This window comes from Pseudooceanicola spongiae, from assembly GCF_014899185.1.
GTDB lineage: Bacteria > Pseudomonadota > Alphaproteobacteria > Rhodobacterales > Rhodobacteraceae > Pseudooceanicola > Pseudooceanicola spongiae.
This window is the reverse complement of record NZ_CP045201.1, coordinates 4,244,243-4,267,611: the sequence shown is the minus strand read 5'-3', so window position 1 is coordinate 4,267,611 and position 23,369 is coordinate 4,244,243. Positions and strand designations below refer to the sequence as shown.

Below are 23,369 nucleotides of genomic sequence, written 5' to 3'. Positions count from 1 at the left end.
GTTGCGCGGGGATCGCGCTACATCCATTCAGGTAGCGTATCTCGGTTAATGATCTCCTCAAAGGACGGTCTTTTTCTGATGACGGCAAATTGATCGCCATGCACCAGAACCTCAGGGATCAGCGGCCGGGTGTTGTACTCGCTGGACATCACCGCACCGTAAGCCCCCGCCGAGCGGAAGGCGACCAGATCGCCCGCTGCCAGTGGCACCATCATGCGCTGCTTGGCGAAGGTATCGCCGCTTTCACAGACCGGCCCAACGATGTCATAGGGCTGCTGTTCGGCACCGGGCGCAGGCTCGACCACGGGCACGATATCGTGGTGCGCATCATACATCGCGGGGCGGATCAGATCGTTCATCGCGCCGTCGATGATCAGGAAATCGCGGCCCTCGCCCTGTTTGACGTAGATCACTTCGCTGACCATGACGCCCGCGTTGCCCGCGATCAGACGACCCGGCTCGATCTCGATCTCGCAGCCGGTATGGCCGAGGATCTCCTGCACCATCGCGCCGTACTCCTTCGGCAGCGGCGGCGCGGTATTGTTGCGCTCGTAAGGAATCCCGAGGCCGCCGCCGAGGTCGAGGCGGATGATGTCATGCCCATCGGCGCGCAGAGCCTCCGTCAGCTCGGCCACCTTGGTAAACGCCTGCCGGTAGGGCTCCAGATCCGTCAGCTGGCTGCCGATATGCACGTCGATGCCAACGGCCTTCAGACCGGGCATCTCAGCGATGCGGGCATAGACCTCACGGGCACGGGTGATCGGAATGCCGAACTTGTTCTCGCTCTTGCCGGTGGCGATCTTGGCGTGGGTCTTGGCGTCGACGTCGGGGTTCACCCGCACGGTCACCGGGGCCACGACGCCCATCTCAAGCGCGACGGCGTTCAGCACCTCCATCTCCGGCTCGCTCTCCAGATTGAACTGGCGCACGCCGCCGGACAGAGCCATCCGCATCTCGTCCCGGGTCTTGCCGACGCCAGAGAAGACGATGCGATCGCCGGGCACGCCGGCGGCCTTGGCGCGGGCATATTCGCCCCCCGAAACCACGTCCATCCCCGCCCCGAGGCTGGCCATCAGCCTCAGGATCGCCTGATTGCTGGCGGCTTTCATCGCGTAACAGATCATGTGATCCATCCCCGCCAGCGCCTCGTCAAAGGCCTTGAAGTGGCGCGTCAGCGTCGCGGTGGAATAGCAATAGAACGGCGTGCCGACAGCGGCGGCAATCTCGGCCAGGGGCACGTCTTCGGCATAAAGCGCGCCATCGCGGTACAGAAAATGGTCCAAGGCGTCCCCTCCGGCAGGATCATGAGAAAAGCTGGGCCGCAGCCCGCGCCCCGCTTACACCGGGCGTGTGCGGAGGAAAAGATAAAGCGGCAGCCCGCAGCTGACCCCGATCAGAAAGGTCGCCGGGATCGCCAAAAGCGCGCTCCAATTGCGCCGCACCCGCACCTCGGCGAGGATCCACAGCGTCAGCGCCACGGCGGCAATCGTCAGATCCCAGACCAGACCGGAGGTCGCGGCATTGGCGTGCCACCCCTCCAGCAGGCCGGTCAGCGACAGTCCCTGCTCGCGGAACCAGCTGACAAACCAGGCCATCGGATGCACCGCGCCCCAAACCGCCAGCCCGAGGTAGCCCATACGCAGCGGCGACATCAGATCGACGTCCCGTAGAGCTGCGAGCTTGCCACACCGATCCCGGTGCCGATCTCGGGGCTGATGTCCATGCCCGCGCCCGGCGCCGGCAGCGTGTTCGGCTGAGGCGGCAGGGGCGATCCGTCGACCCCGCAGCCCGCCAGTGCCAGCAGCAAAGCCGCTGCGATCAGCCCAGTTTTTCGGTCCATGCCGCCACCTGTTGCCGCACCCGCTCGGGCGCTGTTCCGCCATAGGACATCCGCGAGGCGACCGAGTTGTGCACCCCCAGAACGCCAAAAACCTCTTCCGTGATGCGCGGCTCAACGCCCTGCATATCGCTCAGGCTCAGCTCGGGCAGATCGCAGCCCTTGCCCTCCGCCAGCGCCACCAGCGCGCCGGTCACATGGTGCGCATCGCGGAACGGCATGCCCAGCACCCGCACCAGCCAGTCGGCCAGATCCGTCGCGGTACTGAAACCAGCCCCCGCCGCGCCCTCAAGCCCGGGCACATTGGCCTTCATGTCACCGACCATGCCGGTCATCGCGGCCAGCGCCAGCATCAGGTTGTCGGCGGCGTCAAAGACCTGCTCTTTATCTTCCTGCATGTCCTTGGAATAGGCCAAGGGCAGCCCCTTCATCACCATCATCAGCGCCACATTGGCACCAAAGATCCGGCCGATCTTGGCACGGATCAGCTCCGCCGCATCGGGGTTCTTCTTCTGCGGCATGATCGACGACCCGGTCGAGAATCGATCCGACAGCACGACAAAGCGGAACTGGGCGGACGACCAGATCACCAGCTCCTCAGCCATCCGGCTGAGGTGCATGGCGCAGATGCTCGCCGCGCCCAGAAACTCCAGTGCGAAATCCCGGTCCGACACGGCATCCAGCGAATTCGCCATCGGACGGTCAAAGCCCAGCGCCTCGGCGGTTGCGTGGCGATCAATCGGGAAAGAGGTGCCGGCCAGCGCCGCCGCCCCCAGCGGGCTTTCGTTCATGCGACGGCGCGCATCCTCGAACCGGCTCTTGTCGCGGGCGAACATCTCGACATAGGCCATCATGTGATGACCCCATGTCACCGGCTGTGCGGTCTGAAGGTGGGTAAAGCCCGGCATCACCCAATCGGCGCCCGCTTCGGCCTGCCCCAGCAGCGCGCGCATCAGCGCCTCCAGCCCGGCAATCGCCGCATCGGCTTGGTCCCGCACCCAGAGGCGGAAATCCGTCGCCACCTGATCATTGCGCGACCGGCCTGTGTGCAGACGGCCCGCAGGTTCACCGATCACCTCTTTCAGACGCGCCTCGACATTCATGTGAATGTCCTCCAGCGCGGTCGAAAACTGAAAAGATCCGCCCTCGATCTCTGACAAGACCGTGAGAAGCCCTTCCCTGATCGTCTCGGCATCCTTATCTGTGATTATGCCCTGCGCGGACAACATCGCCGCATGGGCACGAGAACCGGCAATATCCTGTGCCGCCAGTCTCTGATCGAAGCTGATCGAGGCGTTGATCGCCTCCATGATCGCATCGGGGCCAGAGGCGAAACGGCCGCCCCACATCTGGTTCGCAGTCTTGTCGGTCATCGGGCCACCCGTCGGAGGAAACATGAAGAAATTGCGTTCCGCGTTCGTTTATACGGCCCTTGCCTTGGGTGCAATCGCCAGCCAGTCCCTGCCCGCCATGGCAGCCCCCGACAATATCAACGCTCTACGCACCGGCGAGATGCGCAAGTTGACCGTGCTCGACACCCCCAGCCAGCTCAGAACCGATGTCGAATGGCTCTCGCCCGACGGCAAGGTCACGCTTGGCGACTACGCTGGCAAATGGGTGGTGCTGAACTTCTGGGCGGTCTGGTGCGCCCCCTGCCGTGAAGAGATGCCGACCCTCTCGGCGCTGCAGACCGATCTCGGCGGTGGTGATTTCGCCGTGGTGACCCTCGCCTCTGGCCCCAACCGCCCCGAGGCCGTCGACAAGTTTCTGGCTGAGAATGGCGCTGCCAACCTGCCCCGCCTGCGCGACCCCAACACCGAACAGGCCCGCGACGCCGGAGTCTTCGGCCTGCCGGTGACCGTGCTGGTCAACCCGCAGGGCGCCGAGGTGGCCCGCCTGATCGGTGGGGCCGACTGGAACTCCCCCGAGGCCCGCGCCCTGATCGCCGCTTTCCGTCAGTAACCCCGCCCCGGGGCGTCAGATTTCGCACCGTTCAGTTACCGTCGGAATACCGACGCGATACCGACATGCCGATTTGCAGCAAAAAGCCCCGTTTCCGAGCGGCGTGAGACGTGACTTAACCGGCCTTCAACGCCGCACAGCGGGCATGGCAATGGCACCCCACAAGGTGGTCATTGACCAGCCCGCAGGCCTCCATGAAGGCATAGACGATCGTCGGCCCGACAAAGCGGAACCCGGCCTTTTTCAGATCCTTGGAGACCCGCTCCGACAGCGGAGTCGAGGGGGGTACCTCACTGTGGCTCCGGTAGCCCGGCTGCAGCGCCTCGCCCTCGACATAGCCCCAGAGCAGCTTGTCAAAGCCCTGTTTTTCCTCAATTTTCAGCCAGGCCTGCGCATTGCCGATGGTTGCCTCGATCTTGCCACGGTGCCGGATGATGCCAGCGTCCCCCAACAGCCGCTGCACCTCCGGCTCGCCCCAGGTGGCGATAACCTCAGGATCGAACCCGGCGAAAGCCTCGCGGAAATTGTCACGCTTTTTCAAGATGGTGATCCAGCTCAGCCCGGCCTGAAAGCCGTCGAGAACCAGCTTTTCCCAGAGCGCTCGACTGTCCCACTCGGGCACCCCCCACTCCGTATCGTGGTACTCAAGATAGATCGGCTCGGTGCCGACCCATGCACAGCGCGGCGGGTCATTCAGAGGAAGCGTATTCATTTCCATATCTTATCGCCTTTTTAACCGAGCGGCAGCATAAACCTAGACCGGACAAAGAGGCATTATGACATGGCCGGTGGCAAGGGCGAAGGGGCGGAACTTTCCGCGGGAAAGACCGACACCTCTCAGGGCGACATCAGCCGTCCCGCCCTTGACGTGTCCACCGCGAAAGAGCTCGTCGCCACCGCGCTGCGCACCGGTTCCGTGGCCCTCGCCTATCAGCCTGTCGTTAACCCCCGCAGCAACGGTCGCATCGCCTATCACGAAGGTCTGATCCGGCTGCTTGACCCCGCCGGCCGTGTCACCCCGGCAAAGGATTTCATCAGCGCGGTCGAGACATCGGAACTTGGGCGCATCCTTGACTGCAAGGCCCTGGAGCTTGGGCTTAAAACACTGCACGAACAACAGCATATACGTCTCGGAATCAACATGTCGACGCGCTCCATCGGCTATGGCGACTGGAACCGCACCCTGCATCACTGGCTCGACCAGGATCCCACAATTGGCGAGCGTCTGATCATTGAGATCACCGAGCGCTCCGCCATGCTGTCACCTGAACTCGTGATCAGTTTCATGCATGATCTGCAGCGTCACGGGGTCTGTTTTGCTCTGGATGACTTCGGGTCTGGCTACACGTCGTTTCGCTATCTGCGCGACTTTTCCTTCGACATGGTCAAGATCGATGGCTCTTTCATCCGCGATATCAGCACCTCAGCGGATCATCAGGTTCTGACCCGGGCTTTGGTGATGATCGCTGACCAGTTCGATATGCTGACCATCGCCGAACGTGTCGAAACCGAGCGCGATGCAGACTGGCTGGCGGACTGTGGTGTGGAATACCTGCAAGGCTATTTCTTCGCGCGACCAACGCTCTACCCCCCTTGGTCAGTCAGCAGCAGTGCCCCCGAACCGCCCCGCTGACGGCAGACAAAGCGCCGCATTCAGCCGCAGGAACCCCCGCCGTTATTGAGGCACCCCACCAATTCCTATATGTCTCGAGTCAATGGGCGCGGCATTGCGCCTGCACTGGTGGAGGATACCATGACCAACGTCGTAATTGCATCCGCGGCCCGCACACCCGTCGGCTCGTTCCTTGGCGCTTTCGCAAGCACCCCGGCCCACGACCTCGGCGCTACCGTTCTGGCAGAGCTTGTCGCCCGCGCCGGGATCGAAAAAGCCGAAGTGTCCGAGACGATCCTGGGTCAGGTTTTGACCGCCGGTCAGGGCCAGAACCCTGCCCGTCAGGCCCACATCAATGCCGGCCTGCCGATCGCCTCTTCTGCCTGGAGCCTCAACCAGGTCTGTGGCTCCGGCCTGCGCGCCGTTGCCCTTGCTGCCCAGCACATCCAGCTTGGCGATGCCGCGATCATCGCCGCTGGTGGTCAGGAAAGCATGTCGCTCAGCCCCCATGTAGCGCACCTGCGCGCCGGTCACAAAATGGGCGATGTCAAATACATCGATTCGATGATCCGTGACGGCCTCTGGGATGCTTTCAACGGCTACCATATGGGTCAGACCGCCGAAAATGTAGCCGAGCAATGGCAAATCTCGCGCGAAGCGCAGGACATCTTCGCAGTCGCCTCGCAGAACAAGGCGGAAGCCGCCCAAAAGGCGGGCAAATTCGCTGATGAGATCGTGCCCTTCACGGTCAAGACCCGCAAAGGCGACATCGTAGTCTCCGAAGACGAATATATCCGCCACGGTGCAACGATTGAAGCCATGCAGAAACTGCGCCCCGCCTTCACCAAGGATGGCACCGTCACCGCAGCGAACGCTTCGGGCATCAACGATGGTGCTGCTGGTGCCCTGCTGATGACCGCTCAAGAGGCTGAAAAGCGCGGCATCGAACCGCTGGCGCGAATCGTCTCCTACGCCACCGCTGGGGTTGACCCGTCGATCATGGGCGTCGGACCGATCCACGCGTCGCGCAAGGCGCTGGAAAAAGCCGGCTGGAAGCCTGAGGATCTCGACCTTGTCGAGGCGAACGAAGCCTTCGCCGCGCAGGCCTGCGCTGTGAACAAGGATATGGGCTGGGATCCGGCGATCGTGAACGTCAACGGCGGTGCCATCGCGATCGGTCACCCTATCGGCGCTTCGGGCGCCCGCATCCTGAACACCCTGCTGTTCGAGATGCGGCGCCGCGGCGCCAAGAAGGGCCTTGCGACCCTATGCATCGGTGGCGGCATGGGTGTTGCCATGTGTCTCGAGCGCCCTTGATCACATCTCGCGAAGAAGGCGCCTTCGGGCGCCTTTTTTGTTGCATCTGCATGCCGTTAAACGCTCTACTCAAGGAAGAGTGGCCGAGGACGCGCCCCTCACTAAGGAAATAATCTTGCGTATTTATGGCGTAATATTTAATAGTATTGCGGAATGAGTTTCTGTAAGGGGGAGGAGACAACATGGCTCGAACAGCTCTTGTAACAGGGGGATCGCGGGGGATCGGCGCAGCTATTTCCATAGCTTTGCAGACCGCCGGATACACCGTCGCGGCCACCTATGCCGGAAATGAAGAGGCGGCAGCGGCGTTTACCAAAGAAACCGGCATCGCCACGTACAAGTGGAACGTCGCCGACTACGACGAATCAAAGGCGGGGATCGCGTCGGTCGAGGCTGACATTGGCCCGATTGATGTGGTCGTTGCCAATGCGGGCATTACCCGCGATGCTCCGTTCCACAAGATGACGCCCGATCAATGGAGCGAGGTCATCGGCACCAACCTGACGGGTGTTTTCAACACCATCCATCCTGTCTGGCCAGGGATGCGCGAGCGAAAATTTGGCCGCTTCATCGTCATTTCTTCGATCAACGGCCAAAAAGGTCAGTTCGGTCAGGTGAACTACGCCGCGACCAAGGCAGGTGACCTTGGCATCGTGAAATCGCTGGCACAGGAGGGCGCGCGGTTCAACATCACCGCGAATGCGATTTGCCCTGGGTATATTGCGACGGACATGGTGATGGCGGTACCGGAAAAGGTGCGCGATGCGATCATCGGCCAGATCCCCGTCGGTCGCCTTGGGGAGCCGGAGGAAATCGCGCGCTGCGTGGTGTTCCTGGCTTCCGAAGACTCAGGATTTGTCACAGGCTCCACGATCACAGCCAATGGAGGACAGTTCTTCGTCTGAGAACTGTTCGTTATGTCAGAGAAGGGGCCGGAGTTATCAGCTGCGGCCCCTTACGATTTGGACGTTCGAGGACGAAGCTGGGTAGACTCACACGTGGCCGCGACAAACTGCATCGTGAAAAAATTGCATGCGTGATCGAATGCTGACTTTGGACTTTGAAATTCAATAAGCGGCCGAAACTGCTGTCTATTCGGGCGTCCGAGGTCCTTCTCGGGGCAAAAGAAACCCTGATCACGGCAGGCAAAAAGCACTTTAGTAATCAACTCAATTGCTAGGAGGCAAAGTGCCGACCGCGCAGTTTTTCTGTATTTTTTCCTAGTCATATGCGCCCAGCCGTCACCGGCAGGGTCGCTGAGATATGCGGGACGAGGCCCCGGGAAAGTGCAGTGTCAGTGCGAGGTCGCCAGCCGACTGATCTGCTCTTTCAGCGCCAGTTTGCGCTTTTTCAGCGCGGTTATTTCCAGATCCGACATGCTCGGCGATCGACGTGCCTGATCGACGGCTGCCGAGAGAGATGCGTGTTTCTTCTTCAGTTCTTCAACGTGTGAACTCAAGCTCATGGATCGTCTCCTCTCTGATGATGTAGTGAAATCAGTCCACCACACTTTCATAATTCTGTCACGTTGCACCTGCAGTGCACCGGCAAAACTGCGCCCAATCTCTTAATCAACAGTAAAATGTCGCTCAAAACCCTGACGTAAGGTTAATGTCGCGCGGTTTCCCGCTGACCTATGGCGCGAAGATGAGCGGATCGCCGTCCCGCAGGATGCGACTCACCTCAGGGCTGTAGTTCGCGCCGTCGCAGTCGTGGGTCTCGCCGCGGTGCAGGACCAGCCCGGCATGCAGACGAAATGCCGCACGCCCACCCTTGCGCCCCCGCAACAATACCAGATGCGCCGCACGCCCGGCTCTGGGTAACAAAGGCTTGAGCTCGAGGGAGCCAAGGTGCAGGGCGAAAGCGCCCAGCAATTCTGGCAAACGCTCGCTGCGATGTACGAAGGTGACATAGCCGCCGGGCAAGCAGCGCCGCGCTGCCACCTCGACCCATGAGGCCAGCGGAGTATCCTCACCCATCGCGCCCTCCCGGTCCTCAGCCTGTGCTGGCACCGACGCATCGCGGCGAAAGTACGGAGGATTGGCGATAACGTGATCGAACCGGATCTGACGCAGCTCGCCGGGCATCGCGGTCAGGTCCCCCTCGTAGACCGTCATTTCCAGACCGTTCTCAGTGGCATTGCGTCGCGCCAGCGCAGCATAGGGCGCCTGCCGTTCCAGCCCGGTCAGCGACAGCCCCGGATTGCGCGCTCCGGCACAGAGCGCAGCGACCCCGCCACCACATCCCAGATCCAGCAAAGACTGGCCCGCGCGCGCCTGCACAGAGGCCGCCAGAAACACCGGGTCCACCCCCGCACGATAGCCCCGCTTGGGCTGTAAAAGGGTCAGCCGCCCACCCAGAAAGCGGTCACGGCTCAGGCTCTCATCCATCAAGGGGGATGTCATTGTCCCGCATCACGATGACCGCTGCGTCGTAGTCAGACTCGCGCACCATCAGCCGTCGCGGCAAAATGCCGATCGAGCCTTCGAGCACGCTCATATTTACGTCCATTTCAAAGCAGTCTATATCCTCGCCCTGAAGCATAGCCTGGGCGAAGGCGAGGCGGGTCGGGTCATTTGTGCGCAGGAGCTGTTTCATTGCTCTGCAGATAAATGCAGGCAACCCGGTTTGTCGAGACCAATGACGGGAGAGTCGGTTTGGACCAATTCGCAAGCAGACCTCATGATGCGCTGGCCGCAGCCCTCCAGCAGGAGTTGGACGCGGTCAACACGCTGATAAATGAGAAGATGTCGTCGCGCCACGCGCCTCGCATCCCAGAAGTGACCGCCCACCTTGTGGGGGCTGGTGGCAAGCGACTGCGCCCGATGCTGACGCTGGCGGCCGCCAAGCTTTGCGGATACGCGGGCGGCTATCACATCCATCTGGCGGCGACAGTCGAGTTCATTCACACGGCGACCCTGCTGCATGACGATGTGGTGGACGAAAGCAAACAGCGCCGCGGACGCCCCACCGCGAACCTGCTCTGGGACAACCAGAGCTCAGTTCTCGTTGGCGACTATCTTTTTGCGCGCGCTTTCCAGCTCATGGTCGAGCCGGGCAACCTGCGTGTGCTGGATATCCTCGCCGGGGCTTCGTCGACCATCGCTGAGGGCGAAGTGCTGCAGCTGACTGTGGCGCAGGACATCAAGACGTCGGAGGAGACCTATCTTCAGGTGATCCGGGGCAAGACGGCGGCGCTGTTTTCCGCAGCGACGCAATCGGGTGCCGTGCTGGCTGAAGCCCCGGAAGAGCATGTCGAGGCGCTGTTCACCTATGGCGACGCGCTCGGCGTGGCGTTCCAGATGGCGGATGATCTGCTGGATTACGGCGGCGACAGCGCACAAACCGGCAAGAACGTCGGCGATGATTTCAGAGAGCGCAAACTGACCCTACCGGTGATCCGTGCCATCGCCGCTGCGGACGACACCGAGCGTGCCTTCTGGGAACGCACCATCGGGCGCGGCAAACAGGCAGAGGGCGATCTGGAGCAGGCTCTGGCCCTGATGGACAAGCACGGCACGCTGGAGAGCACGCGCAAGACGGCACATGACTGGTCGCAAAAGGCCCGCGACGCACTGACCGTGCTGCCTGAGAGCGACCTGCGCACGATCCTGTCAGATCTCGCGGCCTATGTCGTCTCGCGTCTCACCTGAGGCGATGGTCTGAATGAAAAAGAGAGACGCAGGCGAAGGCTTGCGTCTCTCTTTTTACACCTGCCGTCAGTCAAAGATGGCTGCGACGCGCCCCAGCAACATGAAGGCACGGGCGGTGCGGGTTTCCGACAGCCCCTGTATTTCGGCGTCGGACGCTGTCTTTTCAAAATCGATGAACATCTTGTCGAAGCGGCGCAGGAAATGATGTGCCACGTCGCGAAAGATGGGATCCTGCTTCATCCGTCCCGCCGCCAGAGCCAGGGAAGAGCGATCGCGAATCCCACCAAGCGCTGAAACCTGTGGCCCGCGCTCGCCCGCGGCAAAGCGCCGCCATATCTCGGCGCTGGCCATATCGACGCGTAGGTCGTCCATATAAATGCCGTCCTGGCTGAGCAGCGTCAGAATATCCTGCGACGCCTGTATCAGCAGGGCTGACTGGCGATCCTTGAGGGCCTTGCGCAGGGCAGCAAACCCCTCCTGATCCTCAGCGGTTTCGGGGAAATTCATCGCGCGGATGAAATCGCCCCGGCTCAGAGGCGCCGGAACATCGGCGTCAGAAGGCCCAAGTGGCAAAGGCGCCTGCCCTTCGTCGGCAGAGCGGACCGGCATCACGGGGGCATCGGCCCGCGCAACACTGTGTTCGCGGATAGAGCTGACGGTCAGCAGCGCGGTTTCGGTCTTGCGCTGCGCCATGACAATCTCGTCAAGCTTGCGGGTGATGCTGCTGTCACCTGCCCCGCCGCCACGCTGACTTTGCGTGACATAGGCGTGGCGGATGGCGTCGATCGCCGCCCGCAGACGACGGCTTTCTTCGCGCATCACCCGGGCCGAGCGCGCGGCCATGGCCGCCACCCAGATCAGCGCAACAGGTACGACGACAGCCATCACCATCATAGCGACCTGAAGTGTGTGCAGCCCCTCGACGCCATTGTCCGAGGGCTGTCGAAACACCCCGAAATAGACCCCCGCGCCCACCATCCACAGCAGACTGACAAGCAGGGCAATGGTCTCAACAGGGCTGAAGCCCTGCTGTTCGGATGCGTCCTGCAGGCCAAGCGGCGTCGGCTTGCCTTCCTGATCCTGGCTGTCAGTCATGTGCTGCCTCTGGCTGGCATAAAGTGTCCCCGGCTGGCTTGCCTGAACGGGGTCCCGACGTGTTCCGCCGCGCCCCCACTACTCGTAGGTGATCTTCAGAACCTCGTAGGAGCGATCGCCACCCGGGGTGCGCACCTCGACCGAGTCGCCTTCGTCCTTGCCGATCAGGGCACGGGCAATGGGCGAGCGGATATTCAGCAGTCCCTTGTCAATATTGGCCTCATATTCGCCAACAATGCGCCAGGTCTTTTCCTCGTCCGTGTCTTCATCCACCAGTGTCACGGTCGCGCCGAACTTGACGGTTCCGGACAAGGTCTTGGGGTCGATCACCTCGGCGAGAGACAACACGCCTTCCAGCTCTTTGATCCGCCCTTCGATGAAGCTCTGCTTTTCGCGGGCAGAGTGATATTCGGCGTTTTCCGAGAGGTCGCCGTGTTCACGGGCCTCGGCAATCGCCTTGATAATCTCTGGGCGCTCCACGGACTTGAGCTGTTTCAGCTCGGCTTCGAGTTTGACAAAGCCCGCCCGGGTCATTGGTATCTTTTCCATCAAGGCCCTCCATGGCACGCAGAAAGGGGCCACTGCGGCCCCTCTCGTATCCTAAACGGTTCAGCTACCTGACCCAAAGCAGGACCTGAATGCAAGCGGTTTGCCCGGTCCGGCGGATAACGACCGATCCAGAGCGAGACGTATGGCCCGCCCTCCTCTCCAACGAAGAACCACGCCATTCCAGCGATTTACGCGGCAACCCTCGCAAGCATCGCGCCCGCGCGTGTCGCGAGCCCAGGGCAAGCATAAAACAGACGCGCGACTTTGCCCGACACCGACCTATTTACAGCGACATGCAGGAACGAAGATGGGCAGTCTCGCTGCGAACTATGCGCTGCAAACCATACCGCCCTTGGAATCGCGCGAAAATCAAAGGACAAATCCCCTCTGACGTATCGTAGCAATTGACGATGGTTCCGCATTAACGCTAGTCAGACGCAACATTATTACGCAGCCAAGCCACCGGAGACCCAGAACATGTCCGAGACGCAACGCGAAACCATGGAATACGATGTGGTCATCGTCGGAGCAGGCCCGGCGGGCCTGTCGGCGGCGATACGGTTGAAACAGCTTGATGCCGATCTCGAGGTCGTCGTGCTGGAAAAAGGCTCGGAAGTGGGCGCGCACATCCTGTCGGGCGCCGTGCTCGACCCGGTCGGCCTGAACGCGCTGATACCGGACTGGAAGGAAAAGGGTGCCCCGCTCAACGTGCCGGTGAAGGACGACAACTTCTACCTGCTCGGCGAAGCGGGCGAAATCCGCATCCCGAACCTGCCGATGCCGCCCCTGATGAACAACCACGGCAACTACATCGTCTCGATGGGCAACGTCTGCCGCTGGATGGCCGAACAGGCCGAAGCGCTTGGCGTCGAGGTGTTCCCAGGCATGTCCTGCTCGGAACTGGTCTACGGCGAGAACGGTGAAGTCAAAGGGGTCGTCGCGGGCGAGTTCGGCAGGAACCCCGACGGCACCGAAGGCCCTGGGTATGAGCCTGGCATGGAGCTGCATGGCAAATACGTCTTTATCGGCGAAGGCGTGCGCGGCTCTCTCGCCAAGGAACTTATCAACAAGTACGATCTCTCCGCGGGTCATGAGCCGCAGAAATTTGGCCTCGGCATGAAAGAGATCTGGGAAATCGACCCCGCCAAACACAAGGAAGGCAGCGTCACCCACACGATGGGCTGGCCCCTTGGCAAGAATGCGGGCGGTGGCTCCTTCATCTATCACCTTGAAAACAATCAGGTCTATGTCGGCTTCGTCGTCCACCTGAACTACAAGAACCCCTACCTGTTCCCCTACATGGAATTTCAGCGCTTCAAGCATCATCCCATGATCAAAGAGCTTCTGGAGGGCGGCAAACGCGTCGCCTATGGCGCGCGGGCGATTTCCGAGGGCGGCTATCAGTCGATGCCGAAGATGGTCGTGCCCGGGGCTGCGCTGCTGGGTTGCTCGGTCGGGATGGTCAACGTGCCGCGCATCAAGGGCAACCACAACGCCATGCTATCAGGCAAAGCCGCAGCCGAGGCCGCCTTTGCTGCCATCAAGGCCGGTCGCTCCGGTGATGAGCTGAACGAGTATGAAACCGAGGTGCGCGGCGGCGCGATCGGCAAGGACCTCAAGAAAGTGCGCAATGTCAAACCGCTGTGGTCGAAGTTCGGCCTTGGTGCCTCTCTGGCCCTTGGCGGGTTCGACATGTGGACCAACACCTTAGGTTTTTCTCTGCTCGGCACCGTCAAGCACGGCAAGACAGATGCCGAAGCGACCGAACTGGCCGAAAAGCACAAACCCATCGTTTACCCCAAACCCGACGGCAAGCTCAGCTTTGATCGGCTGACCAACGTGTCCTTCTCGATGACCAACCACGAGGAGAGCCAGCCCTGCCACCTGAAGCTCAAGGATCCGACTGTGCCGGTCGCAGTGAATCTGGCGAAATATGCAGGGCCTTCCGCGCGTTATTGCCCCGCCGGGGTGTACGAATTCATCGGTGAAGGCGCGGACGCCAAGTTCCAGATCAACTTCCAGAACTGCGTTCATTGCAAGACCTGTGACATCAAGGATCCCAGCCAGAACATCAACTGGACCACGCCTCAAGGCGGCGACGGGCCGAATTATCCCAATATGTAAACGACATCGGAACTTTTCTGCGTGGCGGGGCGTTGATACCCCCGCTGCGCATTGCCATATGCACTTGCCTTGCCTACGCTCATCCTGAACACAGAATTCGGGGTTCCGGGATGAGATTACTTCAGGTTTCCGCACTTGCTCTTGCGACGATGCTGCCACTGCCATCGCTGGCGGGCGATCTTGTGGGCAGTTACCTCGCCGCACGGCAAGCGAGTGTCACCAACGATTATGACGCCTCGGTTCGGTACTATAAACGCGCGCTCTCCTCCTCCCCCCATGAACCTCGCATCCTCGAAGGCCTGATACAGGCACAGATCGCCGCCGGTGCTGCCGATGCCGCGAGCGTGCCCGCCGAGCGACTTGAGAAGATGGGGGTCAGCAGCCAGATCGCGCAAATGGCGCTGGTCGTGGATGATGTCGAAAAGGGTAATTACGACGCCCTGCAGGCCCGGATCGAGGGTGGACAAGGCGTCGGCCCTCTTGTTGACGGGTTGCTGGCCGCCTGGATCCACCTTGGTAAAGGCAACATGAGCGAGGCTCTGGCCGAGTTCGACAAGGTCTCCGCACAGGAGGGGCTTGAAAGATTCGCCCGCTATCACAAAGCTCTGGCGCTGGCATATGTCGGTGATTTTCAAGGCGCGGAAAGCATCTATGCGGCGCAATCCGACGGGCCGCTGGAAATGACCCGTCGTGGCGCTCTGGCGCGGATCGAAGTGTTGTCGCAACTTGATCGCGACAAGGATGCCCTATCGCTGCTGAACAGGCTGTTTGGCAGTGACCTCAACCCCGAACTTCAGTTCTTGAAGGCCGCGCTTGAGGCCAATCAGACCCTGCCCTACACCCATGTCACCTCCGTAAGAGATGGCGTCGCCGAGATTTTCTACTCCGTCGCCGCCGCGCTGCAAAGCGAGGCGAGCTATGAATACACGCTGCTCTACGCCCGGCTGGCAGAAAGCCTACGCCCCGATCACATCGACTCTCTGCTGCTGACGGGTGACCTGCTGGAGAAGCTCGACCGGCCCGAGCTGGCGACTGTGGCCTATCGCAAGGTGCCCCGCGACAATCCGAGTTTTTACCAGGCGGAACTGGGCCGCGCCGAAGCCTTGCGCAAAGCTGGCCGGCCCGATGCCGCCCGTGAAGTGCTGGAGCAATTGTCTGCGGACTATCCGACGATCCCGGATGTGCAGGCGTCGCTGGGCGATCTGCAACGTCAGTCCGGCAACCACAGAGAGGCGGTCGTCGCTTATGACAAGGCCCTTGCCCTGTTCGCCGATGACGATCCTTCGCAGTGGTTCCTGCTCTATGCCCGCGGGATGAGTGAAGAGCGTCTTGGCAACTGGTATGCGGCGAAAGTCGATTTCCTCAAAGCTCTGAAGTTCAACCCTGACCAACCGAACGTGCTGAACTACTTCGGCTATTCGCTGGTTGAGAAGAACGAGCGGATGGAGCAGGCCCTGAACATGATCCAGCGCGCCGCCGAACTGCGCCCCGAGTCAGGCTATATCATCGACAGCCTCGGCTGGGTGCTGCACCGGATGGGTCGCAACGACGAGGCCGTCCCCTACATGGAACACGCCGCCGAGCTGATGCCGGTCGACGCTGTCGTCAACGATCATCTGGGCGATGTGTACTGGGCCGCGGGTCGTCAGCTTGAAGCGCAGTTTCAGTGGACCCGGGCGCTGTCTTGCGATCCCGAAGACAAGGACGCTGACCGCATCCGCCGCAAACTGAAAGTGGGGCTGGATGCCGTTGTGGCTGAAGAAGCCACGAAGGAGCTGCAACAACTGGCGCGCGACGACGGTTGACGGCATAAAGCCAGAATGAGTTTGATCGACGGCTTGCCTGATGGCTCCGGGGTGCGTCTGCTTGCCCCGGCAAAAGTAAATCTGACGCTGCATGTCACCGGGCAACGGGACGACGGGTATCACCTGCTCGATTCGCTGGTGGTGTTTGCCGATCATGGCGATCTGCTGCATGTGGCGCTGTCCGAGGTCGATGCGATCTCTGTCACCGGGCCGCGTGCCGCCGGGGTGCCCATGGACACGCGCAATCTCTGCCTGAAGGCCGCAAGGCTTGCCGGGCAGAGCGTGCGCGTCGCCTTGGAAAAGCACTTGCCGAACGAGGCTGGCCTGGGCGGTGGCAGCTCCGATGCGGCGGCCGTGCTGCGCGCTATCGCCCGCCTCACCTCTGCACCTGTGCTGGCCAGCGCCGAGCGCATTGGCGCAGATGTCCCCGTCTGCATCCCCAGCCGCGCAATGCGGATGCGCGGGCTCGGCGATGTCCTGTCCGAGGTCCCCGCCCTGCCCCCCTTGCCCGCTGTGCTGGTGAACCCCGGCATCCCTGTCGCCACGCCGCCAGTGTTCAAGGCATTACAGAAGCGTGACAATCCAGCGATGCCCGAGGTGCCGCAAAACCTGAAAACAGTAGCTGAGGTTGCCGCGTGGCTGACCCTGCAGCGCAACGACCTGCAAGCCCCGGCGATCTCGATCGCCCCTGAGATAGCGGGCGTCCTCGCGCAACTGGCGAGTGCCGAATCCTGCCTCTTGGCGCGCATGTCAGGCTCCGGAGCCAGTTGCTTTGGCCTCTTTGCGTCAACGGAACAATCCGACAGAGCTGCAATGATTATTTCAAAGGCGAATCCGACTTGGTGGGTGCAATCAGTCGTCCTGAAATAGACTGCATTGGCCGATACTCGCCTATGCAAATTGTATTAGGTTGGTGGATTAACCGTATTGCCCTAAGCCGTATCAGAGCAATGATGACGGAGCCTAGGTATGCGAGCATTTGCCCGCTGTTTCGCCCTTATGATATTTCTGCCTCTGGCAGGCTGTGCCATGAACGGCACCAACGACACAGCGACGAGAGCGTATTTCGTCGACCCCACACCTCTCCATCCGAACGAGACGCCCGAGCTGCGTCAGTTGATCGAAAAGTACGCCGCGACCTATGAAGTTCCGGTGAAACTGATCCAGAGGGTGGTGATCCGCGAAAGCACACACCGTGCAGATGCACGCAACGGGCCCTATTACGGTCTGATGCAGATTCTGCCCGCCACCGCGCGCGGCATGGGCTTCAGTGGTCAGGCCCGCGATCTTCTTGACCCGGAAACTAACCTCAAGTATGCCGTGAAATATCTGCGCGGCGCGTGGCTGCTTGCCGATGGCAGTTTTGATACCGCCGTCCACTGGTACGCGAGCGGCTATTACTACGAGGCAAAGCGGCAGGGTAAGCTGGCAGAAACCGGCATGAAAAAGAGCTGACGCTACTCGGCTGAGGCGATCATTGCCTCGGCCTGCTCCAGATCCTCGGGCGCGTTTATGTTGAAGAACGGATCGCCTTTGGCCGAGGGAAACGCGACACTGCGCGCCCCCTGTCCGTCTGCCCAGTTCATCATCTTGCGCGTGCCTGCCGCCAGCGCCTGACGCAGATCCTCGCGCAGCGCAACGCTCCAGAGCGCACAGGTCGGGTGCAGGCGCAAAACGCCTGTGCTGTCCTGACTGGACGCGATGGCCAACGGGGCCTTCATGCCCTCAGACGCCAGCAAGAGATGCGGGACAAGATCCCCCGGCAAAAACGGCGTATCCCCCGACACGGTCACAACCACATCCGTGCCCATGGCTGCCGCCCAGTCCATCGCAGTCAGCACACCAGCGAGAGGGCCAGACAGGTCCGGCGCCGAATCCGGCAGAACCGGCAGACCGAAAGACGCGAACCGCTCAGGCGGGCCATTGGCATTCAGCGCCAGCTGCGCCACCTGCGGTTCGATGCGATCGATCACGTGCGACAAAAGACGACGCCCGCTCAGGCTCAGCAGGCCCTTATCGCCGCCGCCCATACGACGGGACTGCCCGCCCGCCAGAATGACACCGGGGATGATCATGTGCTGTGCTCCGTCCCTGAAAGTCACCTGACGAAAGACGCAGACGCGAATTTGCATCAGATACAATTGTCTCTGCCCGGCGCTCAGGATAGCGTCCGGCCGCATGTCAGTTTATGAAAATCCCCCGGCAACCGCCAGTGTCCAGTCCGCCTTTTGGCAGGGTATGCGTGATGCCGCACCCTTCCTTCTTGTGATCATTCCGTTCGCCATGCTGTTCGGTGTCGTGGCGACCGAAGCTGGCCTCAACATCCTTGAGGCGTCGCTGTATTCTGTCGCGGTGATTGCGGGTGCTGCCCAGTTCACGTCGTTGCAATTGCTCAGCGATGGCGCGCCTGTGTTCATCGCACTCGCCTCGGCGTTGGCGGTCAATCTACGCATGGCGATGTATTCGGCGTCTCTGACGCCCTACCTCGGGGCTGCTCCACTGTGGAAAAGAGCCCTTATCGCCTATTGCATGGTAGATCAGACCTATGCCTGCGCCGTTGTCGCTTATGAGAAAAACCCCGACTGGACCCTGCAGCACCGACTGAGCTATTTTTTCGGCGTTGTCGTGCCGATCTGTCCGTTCTGGTATCTCATGACCATCGTCGGGGCGATGATCGGCAGTGCCATCCCGCCAGAACTGGCGCTGGACTTCGCCATGCCCATCACCTTTATCGCCATGGTAGCACCGATGCTGAAGACGCTGGCACATCTGTCGGCGTGCATCATGGCCATTATCATAGCGCTCAGCTTTGCCTGGCTGCCTTACAATCTCGGGCTGCTGGTGGCGGGTCTGGCAGGCATGATGACCGGCGCTCAGGTTGAGCTGATGATGGGGCGGCGCGCATAATGGAGAACGGGGTCATGGAAACAGCTGGCGCAATCAACCGGGGCGACCTGTGGCTGGTCATAATAGGACTGGGCCTTGGCAGCTTTGCCCTGCGTTTTGTGTTCATCGGGCTGATCGGCAACAGGCCCATGCCCGAATGGGTATTGCGGCATCTGCGCTATACGGCTGTCGCCATCCTTCCAGCGATCGTCGCCCCTCTCGTGGCCTGGCCGGCCGCGACGGGAGGTCATCTCGACCCGGCACGGTTTATCGCCGCGATGGTGACGCTGATTGCGGGCATCTATCTGCGCAACACGCTTGTTGCGATCCTTGGCGGGGCCGCCACGCTCTATCTGATGCTCTGGCTGGTGGGGTAGGTTCAGCCGTTGGGCTGAACCGTCATGTTTGCAGTGATCCGTGACGGTGTGAACCCCTCGTAGAGGATCTCTTTCGGCGCGCCCGTCACCGCTTCAAAGCTGTTCATCAGGGCGTTCGGGAAGAAGGTCGAAGAGATGCCCTCAAAGCCCGGCAGCTGGCGCAGAATGCTGGATGTCGACTGTGCGCATCGTGCCTGACCGACCGACCCGCGCGCCATCGCCAAGGACAGCGCCTTTGCCGCCACTGCTGGCGGAACGGTGACCGTCTGCGTCACGACATTATAGGTCGGGCGCGCATGCATGCTCTTGTAGCCATTGTAGAAGGCCGGATCGATGCCGATCAGAACGTCGCCTTCGCGCCGAATCTTGGGGTGATGGAAGGATCCGGCGGGATCGAAGATGACCCGTTGATCCGCATTGATCATCAGTGCCGTATGCCCACCCGATCCGGTACGATTGCTGCGCACGGTGATCAGGGTCAGCGACGGCGGGCCGTCAAAATGGTAGGCTCCGCGAGTGACATCCGGTGTCCCGGTGTTCGACGCGCTGGTAGCGTCGGGAGACGGTCCACCTGCGCAGCCCGAAAGGACCGCAATTGCGGCAAGGGCGAGTAACACAAGTCTCATGGCGATCTCCCGCGCAGTGAGACCTTTCGGCCGGGGCAGTGCCCTCAGCGAAAGATCAGCTGTTGAACAGCGCGAGGAAAATCAGTGCGAAAATCGAAATGCCTGCAACCCATGTCGAGGTGCGCAGAAAGCCCTCAAAGGTCTTTTCCTGCGTTTCGATATCCATGTCGCCGTGCTTGTGTTCAGCCATGTCTCTGTACCCTCAAGAAGAAATCATCATCGCAGGTCTGGATAGCGGATTCCGCCAAGCCTGTCACCTGTTCAGGTTGCGTCGGCTTCGGTGTTTTCCAGATCTGCCCGCAACTGAAAACCGATGCGCCGGGGTGCCTCCTGTGGCGCCTCTTTCGGCATGGCGCGCAACATCACGGCCAGTTGGGTGACATGCTGGATCAGCTGCGTTTTCGCGCCGTTGGTATCAGTGCCGTAAAAGGTCACAATGTCGGGGTCAAAGTACCCCATGCCCTCGATCCTCAGCACCCCCGCATCGCCACCGGCAAAGCCCATTGCGACTTCGTGCTCGCTGTCCAGGCTTTCCTCGAAGGTCTGGATGTAGAGGACAAGCCGCTCGTACGCCCAAGCGGCCGGGCTTTTGGATTGGATAGGCTTGTCGATGACATTCACCGGCAAGTCACCGGCCTTGGAGGCATCCTTGTTGGTATGGGCTTCGTGCCGGCACATCAGCACCGCATTTTCAGCTGCCTCGACGCTGGTATCGATGGGTTCGGACATCTCTCATTCCCTGCTTTGCCAGATATAGGCTCCGTCGTCGCGTAAACGACGCGTCGCCACACCGGACTGGTGCAGGTTATTGAGATGGGCCACGGCCTCGACCAAGGCAAGGCCGTAGACGGATTCGTCTATGCGACGCTTGAAAAGCACCGGAAAGCACTCAACCGCCGTGCGGGGCGTTGCGATGTGCTTGAGCAGGCGATCAAGGCCCGAAGTATGGTTGAAGATCATCTGCCGCAAGCGGGTTGGCAGCCCGGTGAAGGGCAGTTTGTGACCGCAGAGCACCAGCTGATCATCGCGCCCGAACTCAGCCAGCCTGTGAGTGGCCTCGATCCATTCAGCCAGCGGGTCGGCCTCCGGCTCTGTTGCATGCACGCCGATATTGGGGCTGATCGAGGGCAGCAACTGGTCGCCGCCGATCACCAACGCATCGTCACGCGACCAGAGCGTTACGTGTTCCGGGGCGTGACCATCGCCCATGCGCACGTCCCAGCTTCGCCCACCGGCGCGGAACACATCGCCTTCGCGCAGTCGCGTAAAGCCGATCGGCAGCGGGTGAACCACGTCAATAAAGTTGAAAGGCCGCTCGGCAATGCGCTGTTCCAGCAGTTCCGGCGCCATGCCCGCCCGCCGCCAAAAGGTCACGGCGGCGTCCGAAGGCGCGTCCTGCTGATCCAGCAACAACATCCGTGCCGTCAGCCATGCAGTGCGCGAGGAGACCAGTTCGACCTCGCCCTGCGCCATGAACCAGCCCGCAAGACCGCAGTGATCAGGGTGGTGATGCGTCATCAGAACGCGCGCGACAGGCTTGCCCGCCAGCGGACCCGCCAGCAGGGTCTGCCAGATGTCGCGGGTTTTTTTCGTATCGAACCCGGTATCGACAATCGTCCAGCTGTCACCGTCGTCCAGCGCATAGACGTTGACGTGATCCAGAGCCATCGGCAGAGGCAAGCGGATCCAGAGCACCCCGTCCGCCACCTCCACGGTCTGCCCGATGTCGGGCGGCGTTTCCCATGGAAAGCGGATCGGGGCGTTCACGGTCATGCGGACAGATCCTCCACGGACATCGCGTAAAGATCCTCGGCCCCGACCGTGGCATGGGCAAGCAAGCCGACATGCTCGGGCAACAGCCGGGAGATGTAGAAGCCCGCAAGACGGCTGCGCGGCCCCTCGCCCTCCTCGGCGAGCGCGGCCTTGAGGTGGAAGTAGCCCCCCAGCACCCGCGCAAAGCCCATCAGATAGGGGACAGAGCCGGCAAAGCGTTCGTTCAGATCGCTCTGGCTGACCATCCACTCGGTCGCCTCGCGCAGGGTCTCAACAGCCTGCCAAAGGGGCTCGGCGAGGGTGTCATACTGGCCCCGCGCAGCCTCGGCGACGGTGTGCATTTCTTCGATCAGGGCATAGACCGCCTCGCCGCCGTCCATCATCTTGCGGGCGACGAGATCCATCGCCTGAATACCGTTGGTGCCCTCGTAGATCGCGGTGACACGCACGTCGCGGTAATACTGCGCCGCGCCCGTCTCCTCGATAAAGCCCATCCCGCCGTGGACCTGCACACCCAGCTCGGCGACACGCATCCCCGTTTCAGTGCCAAAAGCCTTGGCGATCGGCGTCAGAACCGCAGCGCGGGCTTTCCACTCGGCCGAGCCCGTTGCCTTGGCTAGGTCAATTGCCACGGCGCAGGACAGGGCGATGGCGCGCGACGCGAAGACATCGGCACGCATCGTCGCCAGCATCCGACGCACATCGGCGTGGTCGACAATCGCGCCAGTGGCGCCCGGTTTGCCCTCCAGCACCGTGCGGCCCTGTTTGCGGTCCAGTGCAAAGGCAAGCGCGTGCTGATAGGCGCCTTCCGCAGCGCCGATCCCCTGAATGCCGACACCGAGGCGGGCGTTGTTCATCATCGTGAACATCGCAGCCATGCCCTTGTGTTCCTCGCCGATCAGCCAGCCTTTTGCGCCGTCGTATTCCATCACGGCCGTGGGCGAGCCATGCAGGCCCATCTTGTGTTCCAGACTGACCACGCGCAAGGAATTCGCATCGCCGAGAGAGCCGTCCTCGTTGGGCAGATACTTCGGCACCATGAACAGGCTGATCCCCTTGGTGCCTGGGGCCGCATCCGGCAGACGGGCCAGCACCAGATGGCAGACATTGCCGCCAAAATCATGATCCCCCCAGGAGATGTAGATCTTCTGCCCCGAGACCGCGTAGGTGCCATCGCCGTTCGGCTTGGCAGTTGAGCGCAACGCTCCCACGTCCGAGCCCGCCTGCGGCTCGGTCAAATTCATGGTGCCGGTCCATTCGCCACTGATCAGCTTGGGCAGGTAGAGCGCCTGAATCTCCGGGCTGGCGTGATGCTCCAGCGCTTCGATCTGGCCCTGCGTCAGCAGGGGATTCAGCCCCAGCGACAGGCAGGACGCCGCCAGCATATCGTTCATCGCCGCCGTCAGCGTGCCGGGCAGCGCCATACCGCCGAACTCTTCGGGGGCCGACAGGCCCAGCCAGCCGCCATCAGCCAGGGCGCGAAATCCATCCACAAAACCTTTGGAGGTGCGCACGGCACCATTTTCCAGCTTTGCGGGATCGGTGTCGCCATTGCGCTGCAGCGGCGCCCAGACATCCTGGCTCAGACGTCCGATTTCGGTCAGAATCGCTTCGACCGTGTCCGGCGTAGCCTCGCTAAAGATCTCGGTTTCAGCGACGTGTTTAAAACCGACAACCTTGTCCAGAAGGAAGGTAAATTCGGTGACTGGCGCGCGAAATGGCATGGTGGTCTCCTCCCTGTGCCGCTTGGCAT

The 23,369-nt window shown here is 61.5% G+C and carries 27 protein-coding genes; 11 read left to right on the top strand and 16 right to left on the bottom strand.

Going from position 1 to position 23,369, the window contains the following annotated elements; all coding sequences use genetic code 11:
* Window positions 1–17: 17 nt before the first annotated feature.
* The 4 genes from lysA to argH are packed head-to-tail and all read right to left on the bottom strand — an operon-like array spanning window position 18 to window position 3,210.
* A complete protein-coding gene (gene lysA / locus F3W81_RS20185; protein WP_193081355.1) occupies window positions 18–1,283 on the bottom strand; it encodes a diaminopimelate decarboxylase in 1,266 nt (421 codons plus the stop codon).
* A 54-nt stretch (window positions 1,284–1,337) separates the two neighbouring features.
* The gene (locus tag F3W81_RS20180) at window positions 1,338–1,652 is read right to left on the bottom strand and encodes a DUF2834 domain-containing protein (RefSeq protein WP_193081354.1); all 315 of its coding nucleotides are present in this window, start codon (window positions 1,650–1,652) and stop codon (window positions 1,338–1,340) included.
* Window positions 1,652–1,840: a hypothetical protein gene (locus tag F3W81_RS20175; protein ID WP_193081352.1), complete on the bottom strand. Its 189-nt coding sequence runs from the start codon at window positions 1,838–1,840 to the stop codon at window positions 1,652–1,654. Before F3W81_RS20175 ends, F3W81_RS20180 begins: the two co-directional genes overlap by 1 nt.
* Window positions 1,819–3,210, bottom strand: coding sequence for an argininosuccinate lyase (gene argH / locus F3W81_RS20170; protein ID WP_193081350.1), 1,392 nt, complete (start codon window positions 3,208–3,210; stop codon window positions 1,819–1,821). The genes F3W81_RS20175 and argH overlap by 22 nt, the downstream gene beginning before the upstream one ends.
* Window positions 3,211–3,232: 22 nt before the next feature.
* Here argH and F3W81_RS20165 point away from each other — a divergent pair, with 22 nt between their 5' ends.
* Complete coding sequence (locus F3W81_RS20165; protein WP_193081348.1) at window positions 3,233–3,799, top strand: TlpA disulfide reductase family protein; 567 nt, start codon at window positions 3,233–3,235, stop codon at window positions 3,797–3,799.
* A 115-nt stretch (window positions 3,800–3,914) separates the two neighbouring features.
* Here F3W81_RS20165 and F3W81_RS20160 read toward each other — a convergent pair whose 3' ends face one another.
* The gene (locus F3W81_RS20160) at window positions 3,915–4,511 is read right to left on the bottom strand and encodes a DNA-3-methyladenine glycosylase I (RefSeq protein ID WP_193081346.1); all 597 of its coding nucleotides are present in this window, start codon (window positions 4,509–4,511) and stop codon (window positions 3,915–3,917) included.
* A gap of 69 nt (window positions 4,512–4,580) precedes the next feature.
* Between F3W81_RS20160 and F3W81_RS20155 the strand changes: the two genes are divergently transcribed.
* From F3W81_RS20155 to phbB, 3 genes are all read left to right on the top strand, one after another.
* A complete protein-coding gene (locus F3W81_RS20155) occupies window positions 4,581–5,432 on the top strand; it encodes an EAL domain-containing protein (protein ID WP_193081345.1) in 852 nt (283 codons plus the stop codon).
* Between the two features lie 120 nt (window positions 5,433–5,552).
* On the top strand, window positions 5,553–6,728 hold the full coding sequence (locus tag F3W81_RS20150; RefSeq protein WP_193081343.1) for an acetyl-CoA C-acetyltransferase: 1,176 nt from the start codon (window positions 5,553–5,555) through the stop codon (window positions 6,726–6,728).
* A 182-nt stretch (window positions 6,729–6,910) separates the two neighbouring features.
* Window positions 6,911–7,633, top strand: a complete 723-nt coding sequence (gene phbB / locus F3W81_RS20145; protein WP_193081341.1) for an acetoacetyl-CoA reductase — start codon at window positions 6,911–6,913, stop codon at window positions 7,631–7,633.
* Between the two features lie 389 nt (window positions 7,634–8,022).
* Here phbB and F3W81_RS20140 read toward each other — a convergent pair whose 3' ends face one another.
* From F3W81_RS20140 to F3W81_RS20130, 3 genes are all read right to left on the bottom strand, one after another.
* Entirely contained in the window at window positions 8,023–8,193 is a 171-nt protein-coding gene (locus tag F3W81_RS20140; RefSeq protein WP_193081339.1) for a YdcH family protein, read from the bottom strand.
* Window positions 8,194–8,362: 169 nt separating this feature from the next.
* Complete coding sequence (locus tag F3W81_RS20135; protein WP_193081337.1) at window positions 8,363–9,133, bottom strand: tRNA1(Val) (adenine(37)-N6)-methyltransferase; 771 nt, start codon at window positions 9,131–9,133, stop codon at window positions 8,363–8,365.
* Window positions 9,111–9,326: a putative signal transducing protein gene (locus tag F3W81_RS20130; protein WP_193081335.1), complete on the bottom strand. Its 216-nt coding sequence runs from the start codon at window positions 9,324–9,326 to the stop codon at window positions 9,111–9,113. The genes F3W81_RS20135 and F3W81_RS20130 overlap by 23 nt, the downstream gene beginning before the upstream one ends.
* A 14-nt stretch (window positions 9,327–9,340) precedes the next feature.
* Between F3W81_RS20130 and F3W81_RS20125 the strand changes: the two genes are divergently transcribed.
* Window positions 9,341–10,381: a polyprenyl synthetase family protein gene (locus F3W81_RS20125; RefSeq protein ID WP_193081333.1), complete on the top strand. Its 1,041-nt coding sequence runs from the start codon at window positions 9,341–9,343 to the stop codon at window positions 10,379–10,381.
* Between the two features lie 66 nt (window positions 10,382–10,447).
* Here F3W81_RS20125 and F3W81_RS20120 read toward each other — a convergent pair whose 3' ends face one another.
* Together F3W81_RS20120 and greA are read right to left on the bottom strand one after the other, a co-directional pair.
* Window positions 10,448–11,476: a hypothetical protein gene (locus F3W81_RS20120; RefSeq protein ID WP_193081331.1), complete on the bottom strand. Its 1,029-nt coding sequence runs from the start codon at window positions 11,474–11,476 to the stop codon at window positions 10,448–10,450.
* Window positions 11,477–11,554: 78 nt separating this feature from the next.
* Complete coding sequence (gene greA / locus F3W81_RS20115) at window positions 11,555–12,025, bottom strand: transcription elongation factor GreA (protein WP_193081329.1); 471 nt, start codon at window positions 12,023–12,025, stop codon at window positions 11,555–11,557.
* 477 nt (window positions 12,026–12,502) lie between these two features.
* On the opposite strand from greA, the gene F3W81_RS20110 reads away from it, so the two are divergent.
* From F3W81_RS20110 to F3W81_RS20095, 4 genes are all read left to right on the top strand, one after another.
* On the top strand, window positions 12,503–14,149 hold the full coding sequence (locus F3W81_RS20110) for an electron transfer flavoprotein-ubiquinone oxidoreductase (RefSeq protein ID WP_193081327.1): 1,647 nt from the start codon (window positions 12,503–12,505) through the stop codon (window positions 14,147–14,149).
* Window positions 14,150–14,259: 110 nt separating this feature from the next.
* Window positions 14,260–15,954 (top strand): tetratricopeptide repeat protein, encoded by a 1,695-nt coding sequence (locus F3W81_RS20105; RefSeq protein WP_193081325.1) that lies wholly within the window; start codon window positions 14,260–14,262, stop codon window positions 15,952–15,954.
* Window positions 15,955–15,969: 15 nt separating this feature from the next.
* On the top strand, window positions 15,970–16,824 hold the full coding sequence (locus F3W81_RS20100; RefSeq protein WP_193081324.1) for a 4-(cytidine 5'-diphospho)-2-C-methyl-D-erythritol kinase: 855 nt from the start codon (window positions 15,970–15,972) through the stop codon (window positions 16,822–16,824).
* 159 nt (window positions 16,825–16,983) lie between these two features.
* Window positions 16,984–17,409: a lytic transglycosylase domain-containing protein gene (locus F3W81_RS20095; protein WP_226941759.1), complete on the top strand. Its 426-nt coding sequence runs from the start codon at window positions 16,984–16,986 to the stop codon at window positions 17,407–17,409.
* Between the two features lie 2 nt (window positions 17,410–17,411).
* Here the strand turns inward: F3W81_RS20095 and mobA are convergent, their stop codons facing one another.
* Window positions 17,412–18,029, bottom strand: coding sequence for a molybdenum cofactor guanylyltransferase MobA (gene mobA / locus F3W81_RS20090; RefSeq protein WP_193081321.1), 618 nt, complete (start codon window positions 18,027–18,029; stop codon window positions 17,412–17,414).
* Between the two features lie 163 nt (window positions 18,030–18,192).
* On the opposite strand from mobA, the gene F3W81_RS20085 reads away from it, so the two are divergent.
* A complete protein-coding gene (locus F3W81_RS20085) occupies window positions 18,193–18,861 on the top strand; it encodes an AzlC family ABC transporter permease (protein WP_226941758.1) in 669 nt (222 codons plus the stop codon).
* A gap of 14 nt (window positions 18,862–18,875) precedes the next feature.
* Window positions 18,876–19,217 carry an AzlD domain-containing protein gene (locus F3W81_RS20080; RefSeq protein WP_193081317.1) on the top strand — a complete coding sequence of 114 codons (342 nt, stop codon included), beginning with the start codon at window positions 18,876–18,878 and terminating at the stop codon, window positions 19,215–19,217.
* Between the two features lie 2 nt (window positions 19,218–19,219).
* On the opposite strand, the gene F3W81_RS20075 is transcribed toward F3W81_RS20080, so the two are convergent.
* The 5 genes from F3W81_RS20075 to F3W81_RS20055 all read right to left on the bottom strand — a co-directional run bounded on the left by F3W81_RS20075 (window position 19,220) and on the right by F3W81_RS20055 (window position 23,340).
* Window positions 19,220–19,843 carry a hypothetical protein gene (locus F3W81_RS20075; protein ID WP_193081315.1) on the bottom strand — a complete coding sequence of 208 codons (624 nt, stop codon included), beginning with the start codon at window positions 19,841–19,843 and terminating at the stop codon, window positions 19,220–19,222.
* Between the two features lie 55 nt (window positions 19,844–19,898).
* On the bottom strand, window positions 19,899–20,033 hold the full coding sequence (locus F3W81_RS20070) for an aa3-type cytochrome c oxidase subunit IV (protein ID WP_193081313.1): 135 nt from the start codon (window positions 20,031–20,033) through the stop codon (window positions 19,899–19,901).
* 71 nt (window positions 20,034–20,104) lie between these two features.
* Window positions 20,105–20,572, bottom strand: a complete 468-nt coding sequence (locus tag F3W81_RS20065; protein WP_193081312.1) for a DUF6173 family protein — start codon at window positions 20,570–20,572, stop codon at window positions 20,105–20,107.
* 3 nt (window positions 20,573–20,575) lie between these two features.
* Window positions 20,576–21,616 carry an MBL fold metallo-hydrolase gene (locus F3W81_RS20060; RefSeq protein ID WP_193081310.1) on the bottom strand — a complete coding sequence of 347 codons (1,041 nt, stop codon included), beginning with the start codon at window positions 21,614–21,616 and terminating at the stop codon, window positions 20,576–20,578.
* Complete coding sequence (locus F3W81_RS20055; RefSeq protein ID WP_193081308.1) at window positions 21,613–23,340, bottom strand: acyl-CoA dehydrogenase; 1,728 nt, start codon at window positions 23,338–23,340, stop codon at window positions 21,613–21,615. The genes F3W81_RS20060 and F3W81_RS20055 overlap by 4 nt, the downstream gene beginning before the upstream one ends.
* Window positions 23,341–23,369 lie beyond the last annotated feature (29 nt).